Below are 18,035 nucleotides of genomic sequence, written 5' to 3' on the forward strand. Positions count from 1 at the left end.
TCAGATCCCTTCGAACGCCCGGTCCATCAGGAGCTTCTCCTGAGCCTGGTGCACCTTGAGCAGGCCCACCGACGGCGAGGACGACTCGGGGCGCGCCACCGGCGCGAGCTTGATCTCGCGGCCCCCCAGACGCGGTGAGAGGGCCTCGGGCAGGTGCAGCGCCATGAACGGCCACGAACCCTGGTTGAGCGGCTCGTCCTGCACGAAGCGGATGTCCGTGACGTGCGGGTAACGGGACAGCTCCTCGACCAGGTCGTCGGTGGGCAGCGGGTAGAGACGCTCCAGCGACACGATCGCGACCTTGCCGTCCAGCCCGCGCTTGGCGCGCTGGGTCACGAGCTCCCAACGGATCTTGCCCGAGCAGAGGATGACCGCCTGCACCGCCGAGTCGTCGGTGATCGACTCGTCGCCGATGGCCGGACGCCACCTGCCGTGGGTGAACTCCTCGACCGGGGAGGCCGCTGCCTTGCTGCGCAGCATCGACTTCGGGGTCATGATCACCAGCGGACGGTGCCAGTTCACATAGGTGTGGGTGCGGAGCAGGTGGAAGTGCGACGCCGGCGTCGACGGCTGGCAGACCGCCAGCGCCCCCTCGGAGCACAGCTGCAACCAGCGCTCGATGCGTGCCGAGCTGTGGTCGGGGCCCTGGCCCTCGTAGCCGTGGGGCAGCAGCAGGGTCACGCCGGACTTCTGGGTCCACTTCGCGTCGCCGGAGGAGATGAACTCATCGGCGATGGTCTGCGCACCGTTGGCGAAGTCACCGAACTGGCCCTCCCAGAGCACGAGCGACTGCGGCGACGCCACCGAGTAGCCGTACTCGAAGCCCATGACCGCGTACTCGCTCAGCAGCGAGTCGAACACGTGGAACTGGCCCTGGTCATCGGTCAGGTGCTTGAGCGGGACGTACTCCTCGTTCGTGTCCCGGTCGACGACCGCGGCGAAGCGCTGGGAGAACGTGCCGCGGCGGCTGTCCTGGCCGGTGAGGCGGACCGTCCGGCCCTCCATCAGCAGCGAGCCGAAGGCCAGCAACTCCGCCGTGGCCCAGTCGATGGGGCCGGTGGCGATCGAGTCGGCGCGACGCTGCATCTGCGGCAGCACCTTCGGGTGGACGTTGAACCCCTCGGGGAACGTCACCTGGGCGTCCGCGATGCGCTGCATGACCTCGCGTGAGATCGCGGTGCCCTGCTCCTGGCCCAGCTTGGCGGGGTAGAACGGCACCTTGCGGTAGGAGTCGTCCTCCTCGTCGGCGGACTTGACCTCCTTGAACACGCCCTCGAGACGGGCGCGGAACTTCTCCATCACGCCCTCGGCGTCCTCGGTCGAGATGTCGCCACGGCCGATGAGCGCCTCGGTGTAGAGGCGGCGCACGGAGCGCTTCTGCTCGATGAGGTCGTACATCTTCGGCTGGGTGAAGCTCGGGTCGTCGCCCTCGTTGTGGCCACGACGGCGGTACGCGACGAGGTCGATGATGACGTCGGCCTGGAAGCGCTGGCGGTACTCGAACGCGAGGCGTCCGACGCGGGCCACGGCCTCGGGGTCGTCACCGTTGACGTGGAAGATCGGGGCGCCGATCGCCTTGCCCACGTCGGTGCAGTAGGTCGATGTCCGCGACTCGGACGGGGCGGTGGTGAAGCCGACCTGGTTGTTGACGACGACGTGAATGGTGCCGCCGGTCTTGTAGCCGCGGAGCTGGCTCATCTGCAGCGTCTCGTAGACGACGCCCTGGCCGGAGAACGACGCGTCGCCGTGCAGCAGGACGGGCAGGACGGCGCCCTGCTCGAGGGTGCCCGCGGCGTCCATCTTGGCGCGTGCGATGCCCTCCAGGACCGGGTTGACGGCCTCCAGGTGGCTCGGGTTGGCGGCCACGGACGTCCGGATGGTCTTGCCGCTCAGCGAGGTGAACTTGCCCTCGGCGCCCAGGTGGTACTTCACGTCGCCGGTGCCCATGACCTGGTTGGGGTCGATGGAGCCCTCGAACTCACGGAAGATCTGCCCGTAGCTCTTGCCGACGATGTTGGCCAGGACGTTCAGGCGGCCGCGGTGCGGCATACCGATCGCGACCTCGTCGAGGCCCTCGTTGGCGGCCATGTCGCAGATCTCGTCGAGCATGACGATGGTGCCCTCGGCACCCTCGAGGGAGAAGCGCTTCTGGCCCACGAACTTCGTCTGCAGGAAGGTCTCGAAGATCTCGGCCTCGTTGAGCTTGTCGAGGATGCGCAGGTGCTCCTCGCGGCCCCAGCGGATGCTCGGGCTCTCGAAGTGCGACTCCACCCAGCGGCGCTGCTCGGTGTGGGCGATGTGCATGTACTCGACGCCGACGTGGCCGCAGTAGGCCGTGCGGAGCTGGACCAGCACGTCCTTCAGCGTCATGGTGTCCTTCTCGTGGCCGCCGAAGACGCCCACGGGAAACTCGCGGTCGAGGTCCCAGATGGAGAGGCCGTGCGCCTCGAGCTCGAGCTCGGGGTGGCTGCGCTGCTGGTACTCGAGCGGGTCGATGTCGGCCATGAGGTGGCCCCAGCTGCGGTACGCGTCGATGAGCTGGACGACGCGCGCGCCCTTGGAGAGCTCGTAGGGACGGTGCGCGGAGTCGTCGGATGCCCAGCGGAGCGGGACGTACGGCACGCGCAGCGACAGGTAGATCTCGTCGTAGAAGTCGTGCTTGCCGATGATCAGCTCGTGCATCACCTTCAGGAACTCGCCCGACGTGGCGCCCTGGATGACACGGTGGTCGTAGGTGCTGGTGAGCGTCGTGATCTTGCTGACGCCCAGTTCCTTGATGCGCTGGTCGGACGCAGCCTGGAACTCCGGCGGGTAGTCGATCGAGCCGACGCCGAGGATGACGCCCTGGCCGGGCATGAGGCGCGGCACGGAGTGCGACGTCCCGATGCCGCCGGGGTTGGTGAGCGACGCGGTGGTGCCGGCGAAGTCGTCGACGGTGAGCTCGTTGTTCCGAGCCTTCTTGACCATCGCCTCGTAGGCCTGCCAGAACTCACGGAAGTTCATCTGGTCGGCGGCCTTGATGTTCGGCACGATCAGGGTGCGGCTGCCGTCCGGCCGGGGCATGTCGATCGCCAGGCCCAGGTTGACCTGGTGGTTGGTGATGAGGACGGGCTTGCCGTTCTCCTCGTCGTAGCCCACGTTCATGTCCTGGATCATCGCGATGGCCCTGACCATCGCGTAGCCCAGCAGGTGCGTGAACGAGACCTTGCCGCCGGTGGTGCGGGCCAGGTGCTTGTTGACGATGTCGCGCTGCTCGATGATGAGCTTCATCGGCACGTTGCGGACGGACGTGGCCGTCGGCATGGACAGCGAGAGGTCCATGTTCTTGGCCGTGCGCATGGGGGCGCCGCGCATCACGGTGCGCGTGGGCGCCTCGGCCTCCTCGATCTTGCGACGCGCCGAGGGGCGGTTCGCCGAGAGGCCACCGGCCGAGCCGGGGTTCTTGGGGCCGGTCGCCGACTCCTGGCGCGCCTGCGGCGCGGGCGACGTGGTGGCCGGGGCGGGCTTGGCCGCAGCCGGCTCGGTGGCGGGCTTCTGGGCCGGGGCCTCGGCGGCCTTCGGTGCCGGAGCGGGGGCGGCCGGGGCTGCCTGCTGAGCGGCGGGCTGGGCTTCCGGGACGGCCTGGGTCTGGGGAACGGGCTGCGCCGCAGGCGTGGCCGGGGCCGGGGGGGTCGTGCCTGCACGACTGGCGAAGAAGTCACGCCAGGAGGGATCCACCGAACCGGGATCCTTGGTGTAGGCCTCGAACATCTCCTCGATCAGCCAGTCATTGGCTCCGAAGTTCGAGAGGTCGTCGTTGGAGTTGTTGCCGGGCGCCGTCGCCACAATCGCCTTCTTCCATCAGATCGCACGGGACGACCCGTCGACGTCGCCCCCGAGGCGATCGTAGCGAGGAAACGCGGCGTGCCATAACTGCCGATGCCGTGCGGCGGGTCACTCCGCGGGCCCCCACCGGGGAGGGCCGGATCGCTCTGGCGTCAGCGCTGACGCACACTGGGTGCGTGGAGACCGACACCCCCGACGTCCCGACGACGTCGAACCGATCGAGCGGTTGGGTCGCGGCGACCGGTGGCGGCCTGGTCGTGGTGCTGGTCGGCGGCATCGTGGCAGGTGCCCTCGCGACCCGGCAGGCGCCCACGTCCCACGCCATGCCCGGGCCCCCCGCCGTGGTGGACGCCGCCACCGTCGCACCCGCCGAACCGGCGTCGGCTCCACCGGGCGGGGAACCCTCACCCGAGCCGACGACTCTTCCGCATCCCGGGCCGACCCCGACCCCGACACCTCCGTGGGCCGAGCCCGCGGCGTCCGCGGAGCCGGTGCCGACCCCCACGGCGCGACCGGCGAGGAGTCAGACCGCCTCCGCCCCCCGGCCGGGGAGTCGGCCGGATCCGCGCTGGCTGGACGACGTGGTCGCCGCCACCGGAGTGCCGCGGCGGGCCCTCGAGGCGTACGCACTGGCCACCCTGACGCTGCAGCGTGAGCGGGCCAGTTGCTCGCTCGGGTGGAACACCCTGGCGGCCATCGGCCAGGTCGAGTCGCGCCACGGTTCGTACGGCGGCGCGGTGCTGGCGGCGGACGGCACCACGCGACCGCACATCATCGGTCCCGCTCTCGACGGCAAGGGGTTCGCCTCGATCCCCGACACCGACGGCGGCGCCCTCGACGGCGACGGCACGTGGGACAGGGCGGTCGGGCCGATGCAGTTCATCCCCTCCACGTGGGCGTCGCACGGCGCCGACGGCAATGGGGACGGCGTGAAGGACCCGCACAACATCGACGACGCGGCGCTGGCGGCGGGACGCTACCTGTGCGCGTCCGGTGGCATGGAGTCGGCGGGCGGCTGGCGCAACGCGGTCATCGGCTACAACCGGTCCGAGCAGTACCTGGCCGAGGTCGCCGGCATCGCCAACGAGTACGCCAGGCGCGTGCCGCGCTGACCGGCGGTGTCCGGCCACGGTGACGGATGGCAATCCTTGCGGATCGGAATCCTTGGCGCCCCCTGCAGGATTCGAACCTGCGCTCCCGCCTCCGGAGGGCGGTGCTCTATCCCCTGAGCTAAGGGGGCCCATGGCCCGAAAGGGCCGACGACGACTGTAGCACGGGACTCGCGGGCAGTGCGTCGTGGGCGGGTTCCCGGCATGCTGCCTCACTCGCGGGAGGCGGCGGAGCGCTGCGCATGCCGTCACGCCGGCGCGGGCGCCCGGTCTGCATCGCGGCAGGTCAACGGGTCCTGGTGGTGCTCGCCACGCGTCGCGAGCGTGACAGGGTGCGCGGACGCCCCAGACGCGCCAGGGCGCGCGCCCTCACGTGAGTCCGAGCAGTCGTGCCCGGGCGTCCAGCACCGCACACACCGACCGCACGAATTCGACCGGGTCTCCCAACACCTCCGCGGCGGTGAAGCGAATGGTCTGCCAGCCGTGCTCGGCCAGCACCCGGTCCCGCCGGCGATCGCGTGCGAAGGAGCCGTCGTTCTCGTGGTAGCTCCGTCCGTCGATCTCGACGGCCAGCCGGAGAGCCGGGAACGCGATGTCGAGCGCGTAGGTGCTCGACCCGAAGGAGAGCTTCAGGTTGGCCTTCCAACCCTCGATCGTCGCCGCGTGCAGGGCCGCATGGCCCGCGCGCTCGGCCGGGGACCAGGGCCTGTCGCGGGATTCCTCGACCAGGCGCGTCCGCTTCCGCCCGCCACGGCCGCCGGCCAGGTCGCGGGTGACGCGACGCAGGTCGGCCAGGTCCATGCCGGAGCGGAGGGCGCGGTCGATGGCGGACCCACCCAGCGTCGCGACCAGATCCAGCGCGGTGCGCGGCCGGGACGTGACCCACGTGCCGTCGTCGAGTGTCCGCCTGTGGCTCCGTGGTACGCGGCGGCGGGAGAACGCGTACCCCTCTCGCGGGCGAAGTTCGGCGACGGCTTCCACGACCTGGGGATCGTCCAATTCGGGCCAGAAGGTGAGTTTGGCGGCGGCGACCCCGGTGATGACGGCGTCCGGCACTGCCAGGCGGAGGGCGGTGACGCGCTCGCGCCACGCCAGGGTCGTGCCCGGCCGGATGTAGAGGCCCGGCAGGAACCGCTCGATCTCCCGGCGGCCCACCGCTCGCCGGATGGCATGCCTCAGCGCGGGGTGCTGCGCGGCCACCAGGAAGGGCCCGTCGAATGCGGCCTCGATGCGTTCGTTCATGCACGGACCATGGGCGGTCCCTCCCCGGTTCGGTCACCGAGTCCTCGCGGGTGTGGACGGGGCGTCCCTCGCCCGGCCACGGATGTGGACAGACGCGCATTCGGTCACCGTCGCCAGTGCTTTCCCGGGTGTGGGATCACCACGACAAGGGATCTTGGCACTCCTGAGGGGAGCGAGCGTGACAGGATGCGCGCCGGACCCGCGACGGGGCCTCCCCGGCGCGGATCGCCTGCACCCGACCCGGCGCACCCCGTCCGACCGCTGGCGCGGGCTGGGAGGGGAGCGGCGATCATGGAAAAATGGCCGCATGACCCACATGCACGTCGCCGGCGCCATTCACGCGGACGCGGTCTCCGCGGCCCCGAACTGGCTGGTCAAGCCCACGGACGCCAACGCGCTGGTCGACGGCCTGTGGAGCGGCACGGTCTCACGCCACGACGACGGCGCGCTCCGGATCGGCGGGCTCACCGTGAGCGAGATCGTCGAGCAGGTCGGTTCCCCGGTGTACGTGATCGACGAGGTCGACTTCCGCGGCCGGGCGCTGACGTGGCGCGAGGCCTTCCACGAGTGGAAGGTCTACTACGCCTCCAAGAGTTTCCTGTCCGGCACCGTCGCCCGATGGATCGCGGAGTCCGGCCTCAACCTGGACGTCGCCAGCCTGGGTGAGCTCACGTTGGCCCTGCGCGCGGGCTTCGACCCGGCCCGCATCGGCCTGCACGGCAACAACAAGTCGGACGCCCTCCTGCGGCTCGCGCTCACCGAGGGCGTGGGGCGCATCGTGGTGGATTCCCCCGACGAGATCAGCCGCCTCGAGCGCCTGACCGAGGAGCTCGGCACCAAGGCGGTAGTCCAGGTCCGCGTGACCACGGGCGTCGAGGCGCACACCCACGAGTACATCGCCACCGCCCACGAGGACCAGAAGTTCGGCTTCTCCATCTCCGGGGGGCAGGCGCTCGTGGCGCTGGTGCGCTGCCACGGGTCGGCGAACATCGAACTGCGGGGCATCCACTCCCACATCGGCAGCCAGATCTTCGACACCAACGGCTTCGAGGTGGCCGCCCGCCGCACGCTGCGACTGATGAGCCAGTTCAAGGAGGCCACCGGCGTCACGCTCCCGGAGCTCAACCTGGGCGGCGGCTTCGGCATCGCCTACACCATCGACGACTCCCCGGCGACGCCGCACGACCTGGCCAAGGGGCTCGACGAGATCATCGCCCACGAGTGCCGAGCCTTCGGTCTCGACAAGCCCATCTTGTCCATCGAGCCGGGCCGCGCGATCTCCGGTCCCGCGGGCACCGCGCTGTACACCGTCGGCACGACCAAGAGCGTCGAGGTCGGCGGGGGACAGCAGCGCCGCTACGTCTCGGTCGACGGCGGCATGAGCGACAACATCCGCCCCGCCCTGTACGCCGCGGAGTACTCGGCCATCCTGGCCAACCGGGTGAGCCCGGCCACGCCCCTGCTGTCGCGCGTGGTCGGCCTGCACTGCGAGGGTGGAGACATCCTCGTCCGGGACGTCTTCCTGCCGGCCGACACCGGCATCGGCGACATCCTCGCGGTGCCCGCGTCGGGTGCCTACAGTCGCTCCATGGCCAGCAACTACAACCACACGCCCCGCCCGCCGGTCGTGTCGGTGCGGGACGGTAGGATCACGACGATGATCCGGCGGGAGACGCTGGACGACCTGCTGGCGCTGGACGCCGGCCTCGACCCCAAGATTGAGGACTGACTTCCCATGATGACCCTCGGTGATGCCCCCGTGCGGGTGGCCCTCCTGGGCTGCGGTGTGGTGGGCTCGCAGGTGGCCCGCATCCTGCTCGAGCAGGCCGACGACCTCCGTGCGCGCGTCGGGCGCCCGCTGGAACTCGTCGGCATCGGCGTCCGTCGGGCGACCGAGCGCCCCGGCATCGACCCGTCGCTGCTCACCAACGACGTGCAGGGCCTCGTGACCAGGCCGGACGTCGACCTCGTCATCGAGCTCATCGGTGGCATCAGTCCGGCGCGCGAGTACGTCCTCGCCGCGATCGAGGCCGGCAAGTCGGTCGTCACCGCGAACAAGGCGCTGCTGGCCCAGCACGGGGCGGAGATCTACGAGGCGGCGGCCAAGGCCGAGGTCGACGTGTACTACGAGGCCGCCGTCGCCGGCGCCATCCCGATCATCCGGCCCCTGCGTGAATCGCTGGTCGGCGACGCCGTCACCGCGGTCAAGGGCATCGTGAACGGCACGACCAACTACATCCTCGACCAGATGCACACCCACGGTGTCTCCTTCGGCGACGCCCTGGCGGACGCCCAGCGCCTGGGCTTCGCCGAGGCCGACCCCACCGCCGACGTCGAGGGCCACGACGCTGCTGCGAAGGCGGCCATCCTGGCCTCGCTCGCCTTCCACACGCGCGTGACGCTGGACGACGTCGACACCGAGGGCATCTCCTCGGTGACGGCCGAGGACGTCCGGGCGGCAGAGTCGCTCGGGTGCGTCATCAAGCTGTTGGCCCAGTGCTCGATCTCCGCCGACGGAACGGTCGCGGTCGGCGTCCACCCGACGTTGGTGCCGCAGGAGCACCCGCTGGCCGGGATCCGCGGCGCCTACAACGCCGTGTTCATCGAGTCGGTGAACGCCGGACGCCTCATGTTCATGGGCCCGGGCGCGGGCGGTTCTCCCACGGCGTCCGCCGTGCTCGGCGACGTCGTCACCGCCGCCCGCAACCGTGTCCGCGGCGTGGCGGGGCACGGGGAGTCGGCCTACACCTCGCCCGGCATCACCGACCCCTCGCTCGTCGTGTCGGCCTACTACGTGGCCATGACGGTCCGGGACGAGCCCGGCGTCCTCTCCCGGGTCGCGGACGCCATGGCCCGCCGCAACGTGTCCATCGCGGCGGTCCGCCAGGAGCAGACGTACGGCTCGTACGCCTCCGCCCGCCTCGGCATCACGACCCACCGGGCCCCGGACGGCAACATCCGGGCCGTCGTCGACGAACTGCTGCAGGGCGGCGACGTCCTGGGTGACGTGCGCGTGCTGCGTGTGGAAGGAGCCTGACATGCTGGTGGCCTGCCTCGACCTCGAGGGCGTCCTCGTCCCCGAGATCTGGATCAACGTCGCCGAGCGCACCGGCATCGACGCCCTGCGCCTGACCACGCGCGACATCGCCGACTACGACGAGTTGATGACCCACCGCTTGAAGGTGCTGGACGAGCACGGCATCTCGCTGTCGCAGATCCAGGAGGTCATCGCGGGCCTCGGCCCGCTGCCCGGTGCGGCGGAGTTCCTCGACTGGCTGCGCGAGCGCTTCCAGGTCGTCATCCTGTCCGACACCTTCTACCAGTTCGGCATGCCGCTGATGGCCCAACTCGGCCACCCGACGCTGCTGTGCCACAACCTGGAGATCGTCGACGACCGCATCGTCGCCTACCGGCTGCGCCAGCAGGACCAGAAGACGAAGGCGGTCGCGGCCTTCCAGTCGCTGAACCTGCAGGTCGTCGCCACCGGTGACTCCTACAACGACACCGGCATGCTCGGTCAGGCCGACGCGGGCATCCTGTTCAGCCCGCCCGACAGCGTCGTGGCCGAGTTCCCGCAGTACCCCGTCGCCCGCGACTACGACCAACTGCGCGCCGAGTTCCTCGAGGCGGCCGACCGTGTCACGGCTGGTTGATCCCGTAGCGGTCCCCACGCAACGCCACCACCTCACCCTCGGATCGGTCCTCTGGGCGCTGGTGCTGTTCCTGCCCCCGCTCTTCGCGGGCCTGTGGGCGGGGGCGACCACCATCACGGGCGGCTCGTTCGACCCGTGGCGTCCGGCGATGATCGACCTCGACGTCTACCGGCGCACCGGCCAGATGATGCTCGCCGGCCAGGACTTCTACATCGCCGAGGGCCTGCCCTGGATCTACCCGCCGTTCGCCGCGCTGTTCACCGGACCGCTGGCGTGGATCGACCTCGGCGTCGCGCAGGTCGGTTGGATCGCCCTCACGGTCGCCCTGCTCATGGCCATGCTGTACCGGTTGGGCTTGTCCGGGTGGGTGCTGTCGGTCGTGACGATGGCCGCGGTGTGGCTGGCCGAACCGGTCCGGGAGACGCTGGGCTTCGGACAGTTGGGGGTCCTCCTCGCGGCCGCGGCGGTCCTGGACTCCATGCCGGGGCGCCGGGTCCTCCCGCGGCGCCTTCTGCCCGAGGGGTTCTGGATCGGTCTCGTCACGGCCGTGAAGCTGACTCCGGCCACCGTGGCGGCCCAGCAGTTCTTCGCCGGGCGTCGGCGTCCCGGGCTGGTCGCCTTCTTCACCTTCGTCGCCGCCACCGGGCTGGGCTTCCTCCTCATGCCGCAGGGGTCCCTCCACTACTGGGGCGGGCTGATGTCGGGTGACTCGGGCATCAACGCGGGCATCGTGTTCAAGACCAACCAGTCCGTGATGGGGATGTGGGCCCGGCTGTTCGGAGAGTTGTCCCGGGGCGGGCTCGTGCTGAGCGTGGTCGTGGTCGTGCTCGGCATCGCGGCGGCCGTGCTCGTGCAGCGCGCGGGGGAGCAGCGACTGGGCATCTGCATCGCCGGCCTGACGAGCCTGTTGGCCTCTCCGATCAGTTGGTCCCACCACTACGTCTGGATCGTGCCGCTGACGGCCGTGCTGGTGCTGGATCGCCACCTCGCGGTGTCGGTCCGGGTGCTGGGGCTCTTCTACGCGGTGTGGACGCTCCACGCCCCCTTCAAGCAACTGCCCGGCGGTGACGGCGTCGAACTCACCTACACGGTGGGCCAGCAGGTCGTCGTCAACGCGGGCGTCGTCGCAGGGATCGCCTTCTTGCTCCTGTGCGGCATCCTCGCGGCGCGCCGCAAGGGGCTGCGCTCGCACGCCCCCGAGGGCGTGCTAGGCTGATCAGCGCACAACAGGTGCGATCGCCTGCACAGGTCGGGCGGCCGGGTACCGGCGATGACCTGCTCCTTCACCTACGGCGTCCTGCCGAGCCCTTCGGGCCTGCACCGCGCCGAACCCCGTCAGGCACGGTGCCGCGCGGGGACCACGAGAGGACCTTCGTGACCAACATCGACTCGATGCTCCTGCCCGACCTGAAGAAGGTCGCCAGTTCACTCGGCGTGAAGTCCGCCGGACTGCGCAAGGCGGAACTCGTCTCAGCCATTCGTCAAGCCCAGGGGGGTGCGGCCCCTGCCGCCCAGCATGCGGCGCCCGCCACCCAGGCCGCTCCGGTGCAGGCCACGCAGCCCGCGCCGGACCGGGGCGCCCCGACCGAGGGTGTGGCCGTGCAGCGCTCGCGTCGACGCGCGGGTCGTCCCGAGGGTGCTCCCGAAGCGCAGCCCGCCCTGACCACGTCGGAGACCGCGGCAGCGGCTCCGGCCGAGCGCCGCGAGCAGCGCGAGCAGCGCGAGCAGCGCGGCGAGACGGGCGGCGACTCCGTCGAGACGCCCGCCGGCCAGGATGACGTGGCCGCGCGACTGGAGGCCCTGGCCGCCGAGCCCGGCCGCCGCAGCCGCAACCGGAACCGCAACCGGGACGGCGGCGACAACGCCCAGGCTGAGGCTCAGGGCGGTGACCAGCAGCCCCGTGCCGAGCAGCAGGAGGCGCGCCCGCCCCAGCAGCAACAGCAGCAGCACCGCAACGACTACGACGACGACGGCCAGGGCGGACGCCGCAACCGCCGGCGCCGGAGCCGCGACCGCAACCAGCGCCAGCGCAGCGGTCGGGGTCCGCAGGGCCCTGACCTGTCGCGCATGGAGGCAGAGCCCACCGTCTCCGATGACGATGTCCTGACGCCGATCTCCGGCATCCTCGACGTGCTCGACAGCTACGCGTTCGTCCGCACGACCGGATACCTTCCCTCGACCAACGACGCCTACGTGTCGCTGTCGATGGTCAAGAAGTGGAACCTCCGCAAGGGTGACGTCGTCACCGGCGTCATGCGCGCCCAGCGCGAGGGGGAGCGCCAGAAGTACAACCCGCTCGTCCGGGTGGAGACCATCAACGGGACGGATCCCGAGCAGGCCAAGGGGCGTCCGGAGTTCAACAAGCTCACGCCGCTCTACCCGCAGGAGCGCTTCCGCCTCGAGACGATCCCGACCAACATGACCGGGCGCATCATCGACTTGGTCGCGCCCATCGGCAAGGGCCAGCGTGGCCTCATCGTGTCGCCGCCCAAGGCTGGCAAGACGATGGTCATGCAGTCCATCGCGAACTCGATCGTGACCAACAACCCCGAGGTGCACCTCATGGTGGTCCTGGTCGACGAGCGTCCCGAGGAGGTCACCGACTTCCAGCGCTCGGTCAAGGGCGAGGTCATCGCGTCCACGTTCGACCGTCCGGCCGACGACCACACCACGGTCGCGGAGCTGGCGATCGAGCGGGCCAAGCGCCTGGTGGAGCTCGGCCACGACGTCGTCGTGCTGCTGGACGGCATCACCCGCCTCTCCCGCGCCTACAACCTCGCGGCGCCGGCGTCCGGCCGCATCCTGTCCGGCGGTGTCGACTCCGCGGCGCTGTACCCGCCGAAGAAGTTCTTCGGCGCGGCCCGCAACGTCGAGAACGGCGGCTCGCTCACGATCCTGGCCACGGCGCTGGTCGAGACCGGCTCCAAGATGGACGAGGTGATCTTCGAGGAGTTCAAGGGCACCGGCAACATGGAGCTGCGCCTGCGCCGCGACCTGGCCGACAAGCGCATCTTCCCGGCGATCGACGCCGTGGCATCCGGCACCCGCCGCGAGGAGCAGCTCATGACCCGCGAGGAGCTCGCGATCATGTGGAAGCTCCGTCGCGTCCTGTCCGGCCTCGACGACCAGGCCGCGCTCGAGATGCTGATCAACCGCCTGAAGAAGACGCAGACCAACCTCGAGTTCCTGCACCTGATCAGCCGGACGACACCCAGCAACGACTGACCCTCCTTCTCCCGACGCAGGGGGCGGCCTGCCCCTTGTCACCGGGGGGCGCGCCCGCTCACGCTTGGCGTACGAGTGTGGCCCCCCCCGAAGGAGACTCAGGTGTCCCAGACCCGCGCGTTCGAACCTGACGCCATGCCCCAGTGTGACGTCGTCATGAAGGGTGGCATCACCAGCGGGGTGGTGTACCCGCGGGCCCTCACCGAGTTCAGCCGTCACTACCGGCTCCGCAGCCTGGGTGGTGCGTCGGCCGGTGCCATCGGTGCAGCGCTCGGCGCGGCGGCGGAGTTCGGGCGTGCCGGCGGCGGCTTCGACCGTCTGGACGCGATCCCCGGCACGCTGTCGGACGGCCGCCTGGCCGCGTTGTTCCAGGCCCAGCCCTCGACCGAGCCCCTGCTCGGCGTCCTGCTGACGGCGACGGGGCACGATGCGCCGGGTGCCGCCAAGCAGGGGGCCGCCCGCCTGCTGGCCGTCGGGGGAGCGCTGCTGCGCGGCTACCCGGTGCGGGCCCTCGTGGGTGGCCTGCCCGGCCTCGCCCTGATCGTCGCCGCCCTGGCATCCGGACGCCTCGGGCTCGGCATCGCATTCGTGCTCGCGGGCCTGGTGATCCTCGTCCTCGGTGTCGCGATCGGCGTGGCCGGCGGGGTCTGGCGGACGGTGGGCCGGGACGTCCCCGACAACCTGTTCGGCATCTGCACCGGGCTGTCCACCGGCCGGGGCCCGGGGTTCACCGATTGGCTGTCGGACCAGATCGACCAGCTCGCCGGGCCCGGCCGGGGCACCGGGCCCCTGCTGTACGGCCACCTGTGGACCGGCTCGGACGAGGCGCGTCCGGTGCCCATCGCCGATCGGCGGATCGACCTGCGGATGGTCAGCACCTGCCTCACCCAGGCGCGTCCCTACGAGATGCCGTGGGACACGCGCGTGTTCTTCTACGAGCCGGCCGCCTGGCGTCGGCTCTTCCCCGCGCACGTGATGGACGCCCTGGCGGCGGCGGCGCCCGCGCGTCCCGAAGTCGCGGGGGAGGAGCAGGCGTGGTCGGAGGAGGACGCCGCGGCCGCGGCCCACCCACGCCACCTTCGCCGTCTTCCCGAGCCGCACCTGCTGCCGGTCATCGTGTCGGTGCGCATGTCGCTGAGCTTCCCGCTGCTCATCTCGGCGGTGCCACTCTGGACGATCCGCCGCGGCGGCGAACAGACCGAGACCCCCGAGTTCCGGCGCGTGTGGTTCACCGACGGCGGCTTCTGCAGCAACTTCCCGGTCCACCTGTTCGATGCCCCGCTCCCGACCCGGCCCACCTTCTGCATCGACCTCGGCGGCTTCGCGGACGGCGCCGAGCCCTCGACCGACCAACGGCAGAACCTGCGTTGGGCGCGTGACAACCGCGCCGTCCAACCGACCCACCGCACGATCGAGGACTCGGGTTTCGGGGCGCTGGCCAGCTTCTTCTCCGCGGCCCTGGCCACCTCCCGGGAGTGGGCCGACGCCAGCCAGCTCGGCACCCCCGGCATGCGGGACAGGGTGGTGCGGGTCCTGCAGTCCGGGTCCGAGGGTGGGCTCAACCTGTTCATGGACACCCGGACCATCGAGGGGCTCGCCGAGCGCGGGCGCGTGGCCGCCGAGGTGATGGTCGAGAAGTTCACCACCAAGACCTTCGGGGAGGCGACCGGCTGGGACAACCACCGTTGGGTGCGGTACCGGGCGATGCTGGAGACGCTGCCGCGCTTCCTGTCCGGCTACGCGCTCGGGCGCGGCGCGATGGGTGACCTCGATCCGACCGACCCGCCCAGCTACCCCCTGCGCAGCAGCGAACAGCGCCGGCTCGCCGCCGACCTGGACGCTGCACTCGTGCGGGCGGCGGCGCTCGTCGACGACCCCGAACGCGCACGGGCCAAGGCGGACATGATGTCGGCTCCCCGGCCGTCGACCGTCATGAGGCGGGTGCCGATCCTCTGAGCGGGCCGCTGGGTCGCCGTCGCGGCAGTGCGCCTCCGCCCCGGTTTGGGTTCTGCGCCCGCTTGCGGCAGAATGGGTCGTCGGTTCCGGTTCACGCCTTGGGCCCCATGACCCGCCATTTCGATTTCGGCGACCCGGAAACGTCCCATCTCAAGGAGACTTTCATGAAGCAGGGCATCCACCCGGACTACGTGGAGACCCAGGTCACGTGCACCTGTGGCAACACGTTCACCACCTTCTCGACCGCCAAGGGCGGCCAGATCCGCGCCGAGGTCTGCGCGGCGTGCCACCCGTTCTACACCGGCAAGCAGAAGATTCTCGACACCGGCGGCCGCGTCGCCCGCTTCGAGAAGCGCTACGGCGCCAAGAAGGCCAAGTAACTTCTCCGCACGCCGGGTGCCAGCAGGTCGCTGGCACCCGGCGTTGCTCATTCCCCGCCGAGAACCGAGGTCGGATGTTCACCAACACGGACGCGCTGCGCGCGGAGTATGCAGAACTCGAGCAGCGGATGTCCGACCCCGCGACGCACGCCGACATGGCGTTGTCGCGCAAGGTCGGACGCCGCTACTCCGAGTTGACCGGCGTGGTGCGGGCGCTCAGCGAGCACGAGGCGCTGGTCGCCGACCTCGCCGCGGCCCGGGAGCTCGCCGCCGACGACCCCGAGTTCGCCGAGGAGGCCGACGCCCTCGAGGCGCAGTTGGCCGTGGCGTCGGAGAAGCTCGCCGAACTGCTCGCCCCCCGTGACCCCCACGACTCGATGGACGCTCTGCTGGAGATCAAGTCCGGTGAGGGCGGCGAGGAGTCGGCCCTGTTCGCCGGCGACCTCTTCCGCATGTACAGCAAGTACGCCGAGACCCGTGGCTGGAAGGTCGAGGTCCTGGACTCCACGGAGACCGACCTCGGCGGCATCAAGTCGCTGACGATGGCCGTCCACGGTGCCGCCAGTGCCGGCCCCGACGCCTCGCCGTACGGCGTCCTGAAGTTCGAGGGTGGTGTGCACCGCGTCCAGCGCGTGCCGGTGACCGAGACGCAGGGCCGCATCCACACGTCGGCCGCCGGGGTCCTCGTGATGCCGGACGTCGAGGACGACAGCGACATCGAGATCAACGAGGACGACCTGCGCGTGGACGTCTATCGCAGTTCCGGCAAGGGCGGGCAGGGCGTCAACACCACCGACTCCGCCGTCCGCCTGACGCACCTGCCGACCGGCACGGTCGTGACGTGCCAGAACGAGCGGAGCCAGCTGCAGAACAAGGCCTCGGCACTGCGCATCCTCAAGGCGCGACTGGCGGCCCTGGCCGACGAGCAGGCCGCGGCCGAGGCGTCCAGTGCCCGCAAGTCGCAGGTGCGCACCGTCGACCGCTCGGAGCGCATCCGCACCTACAACTTCCCGGAGAACCGGATCGCCGACCACCGGATCGGCTACAAGGCGCACAACCTCGACGCCGTGCTCGGCGGGGACATGTCCGGGATCATCGAGGCCCTGCAGGCCGCCGACCTGGCCGAGCGGCTGGCGTCCGCCGGTGCCTGAGTCCAACTCGGCCCTGGTCGCGCGCCTCGGGGGGCGGATCCCCGTGCACGAGGCCCGCATCCTGCTCGCTCACGTGCTCGGCGTCGAGCCGGGGCGCCTCCTGCTGGCCCCGGCACCGGACGCCGCGGCGCTGGCCACGCTGGACGCCCTCGTGGATCGCCGCGTGGCGGGGGAGCCCCTGCAGCACGTGACCGGACGGGCCTGGTTCCGGACCGTCGAACTCGAGGTCGGGCCCGGGGTGTTCATCCCGCGCCCGGAGACCGAGGTCATGACGGGGTGGGCGCTCGAGCGGCTCGCCGAGCGAGGTGCAGCCGGGGGACGGCCCGTCGTCGTCGAGCTCTGTGCGGGATCGGGCGCCATCACCAAGGCGCTCGCCACCGAGCACCCGGACGCCGACTACCACTGCGTCGAGCTGTCGCCGGACGCCCACGCCTACCTGGTGCGCAATCTCGCGGGCCTCGACGTGGACATCCGGCTCGGCGACATGGCTGACGCGTTGACCGAACTGGACGGCACGGTGGACCTCGTCGTGGCCAACCCGCCCTACGTCCCGCTGGACCACTGGTCGGACGTCCCGGCCGAGGTGCGCGACTTCGACCCGGCGCTGGCGCTGGTGTCGGGCCCGGACGGCCTGGACGCGATGCGCGTGGTCGCGGACGTGGCGGCCCGCCTCCTACGGCCCGGCGGCTGGGCCGGCGCCGAGCACGCCGAGGTGCAGGAGGAATCCGCACCCGAGGTCTTCGTCCGCCAGGGCTCGTTCACCCAGGTCGTCGACAGCCGCGACCTCACGGACCGGCCGCGGTTCGTGACGGCGCGCCGTGGTGGCAGGATGGCTCCGTGAACCACATCGTCATCGACATCGCTGATGCGGAGGCCGCCCTCGGCGCGTCGGCGGAAGCCATCGCGGCGGGCGAGGTCATCGTGCTGCCGACGGACACGGTCTACGGCGTCGGTGCCCAGGCGACCTCGGGTGCCGCCGTCCAGCGTCTCCTGGACGCGAAGCAGCGCGGCCGGGACTTCCCCCCGCCCGTGCTGGTCGCCGAGGTCGGCATGGTGGGAGCGCTCGCCGCGGGCATCGACGACCGCCTCCACCGGCTGGCCGAGGCCTTCTGGCCCGGGGCGCTGACCGTCGTCCTGCGCGCGCGGGATTCCCTGCGCATGGACCTGGGGGACCGTGGCGACACCATCGCGGTCCGCGTCCCCGACCACGACTTCACGCGCGAACTGCTGCGTCGCACCGGCCCGCTGGCCGTGAGCAGCGCCAATGTCCACGGGCAGGACGCCGCCCTGACGATCGCGGACGCCGAGGCCCAACTCGGCGACTCCTGCTCCGTCTACCTGGACGCCGGGGCGATGGCCGGACCCATCCCGTCCACGATCGTGGACCTGACCACTGCGCGGGCGCGGATCCTGCGTGAGGGGCGCATCACCGCGGAGCAGCTGAACGAGGCGGTGCCGGATCTCGTGGAGATCGCCGAGGAGTCCGAGGCCTGA

At 71.0% G+C, this 18,035-nt stretch carries 13 protein-coding genes and 1 tRNA gene; 11 read left to right on the forward strand and 3 right to left on the reverse strand.

What is annotated here, in order from left to right; translation table 11 throughout:
- Window positions 1–3,828 (reverse strand): multifunctional oxoglutarate decarboxylase/oxoglutarate dehydrogenase thiamine pyrophosphate-binding subunit/dihydrolipoyllysine-residue succinyltransferase subunit, encoded by a 3,828-nt coding sequence (locus AC5YDA_RS03150; RefSeq protein ID WP_496188819.1) that lies wholly within the window; start codon window positions 3,826–3,828, stop codon window positions 1–3.
- Window positions 3,829–4,001: 173 nt separating this feature from the next.
- On the opposite strand from AC5YDA_RS03150, the gene AC5YDA_RS03155 reads away from it, so the two are divergent.
- Complete coding sequence (locus AC5YDA_RS03155) at window positions 4,002–4,937, forward strand: lytic transglycosylase domain-containing protein (RefSeq protein WP_496188790.1); 936 nt, start codon at window positions 4,002–4,004, stop codon at window positions 4,935–4,937.
- A gap of 53 nt (window positions 4,938–4,990) precedes the next feature.
- On the opposite strand, the gene AC5YDA_RS03160 is transcribed toward AC5YDA_RS03155, so the two are convergent.
- Window positions 4,991–5,065 (reverse strand) — tRNA-Arg (locus tag AC5YDA_RS03160).
- Between the two features lie 238 nt (window positions 5,066–5,303).
- Entirely contained in the window at window positions 5,304–6,176 is an 873-nt protein-coding gene (locus AC5YDA_RS03165; RefSeq protein WP_496188789.1) for an endonuclease domain-containing protein, read from the reverse strand.
- Between the two features lie 307 nt (window positions 6,177–6,483).
- On the opposite strand from AC5YDA_RS03165, the gene lysA reads away from it, so the two are divergent.
- From lysA to AC5YDA_RS03215, 10 genes are all read left to right on the forward strand, one after another.
- The gene (gene lysA / locus AC5YDA_RS03170) at window positions 6,484–7,905 is read left to right on the forward strand and encodes a diaminopimelate decarboxylase (protein ID WP_496188788.1); all 1,422 of its coding nucleotides are present in this window, start codon (window positions 6,484–6,486) and stop codon (window positions 7,903–7,905) included.
- 6 nt (window positions 7,906–7,911) lie between these two features.
- Window positions 7,912–9,213 carry a homoserine dehydrogenase gene (locus AC5YDA_RS03175; RefSeq protein ID WP_496188787.1) on the forward strand — a complete coding sequence of 434 codons (1,302 nt, stop codon included), beginning with the start codon at window positions 7,912–7,914 and terminating at the stop codon, window positions 9,211–9,213.
- 1 nt (window position 9,214) lies between these two features.
- The gene (thrH, locus tag AC5YDA_RS03180; protein ID WP_496188786.1) at window positions 9,215–9,829 is read left to right on the forward strand and encodes a bifunctional phosphoserine phosphatase/homoserine phosphotransferase ThrH; all 615 of its coding nucleotides are present in this window, start codon (window positions 9,215–9,217) and stop codon (window positions 9,827–9,829) included.
- Window positions 9,813–11,045 (forward strand): glycosyltransferase 87 family protein, encoded by a 1,233-nt coding sequence (locus tag AC5YDA_RS03185; protein ID WP_496188785.1) that lies wholly within the window; start codon window positions 9,813–9,815, stop codon window positions 11,043–11,045. Before thrH ends, AC5YDA_RS03185 begins: the two co-directional genes overlap by 17 nt.
- A 158-nt stretch (window positions 11,046–11,203) precedes the next feature.
- Complete coding sequence (gene rho, locus AC5YDA_RS03190) at window positions 11,204–13,054, forward strand: transcription termination factor Rho (RefSeq protein ID WP_496188784.1); 1,851 nt, start codon at window positions 11,204–11,206, stop codon at window positions 13,052–13,054.
- 102 nt (window positions 13,055–13,156) lie between these two features.
- Window positions 13,157–15,010 carry a hypothetical protein gene (locus AC5YDA_RS03195; protein ID WP_496188783.1) on the forward strand — a complete coding sequence of 618 codons (1,854 nt, stop codon included), beginning with the start codon at window positions 13,157–13,159 and terminating at the stop codon, window positions 15,008–15,010.
- A gap of 164 nt (window positions 15,011–15,174) precedes the next feature.
- Entirely contained in the window at window positions 15,175–15,390 is a 216-nt protein-coding gene (rpmE, locus tag AC5YDA_RS03200; protein WP_496188782.1) for a 50S ribosomal protein L31, read from the forward strand.
- Window positions 15,391–15,464: 74 nt separating this feature from the next.
- A complete protein-coding gene (gene prfA / locus AC5YDA_RS03205) occupies window positions 15,465–16,541 on the forward strand; it encodes a peptide chain release factor 1 (protein WP_496188781.1) in 1,077 nt (358 codons plus the stop codon).
- Entirely contained in the window at window positions 16,534–17,382 is an 849-nt protein-coding gene (prmC, locus tag AC5YDA_RS03210; RefSeq protein WP_496188780.1) for a peptide chain release factor N(5)-glutamine methyltransferase, read from the forward strand. The genes prfA and prmC overlap by 8 nt, the downstream gene beginning before the upstream one ends.
- Window positions 17,379–18,035 (forward strand): L-threonylcarbamoyladenylate synthase, encoded by a 657-nt coding sequence (locus AC5YDA_RS03215; RefSeq protein ID WP_496188779.1) that lies wholly within the window; start codon window positions 17,379–17,381, stop codon window positions 18,033–18,035. Before prmC ends, AC5YDA_RS03215 begins: the two co-directional genes overlap by 4 nt.

This window comes from Propioniciclava sp. LT294, from assembly GCF_059516005.1.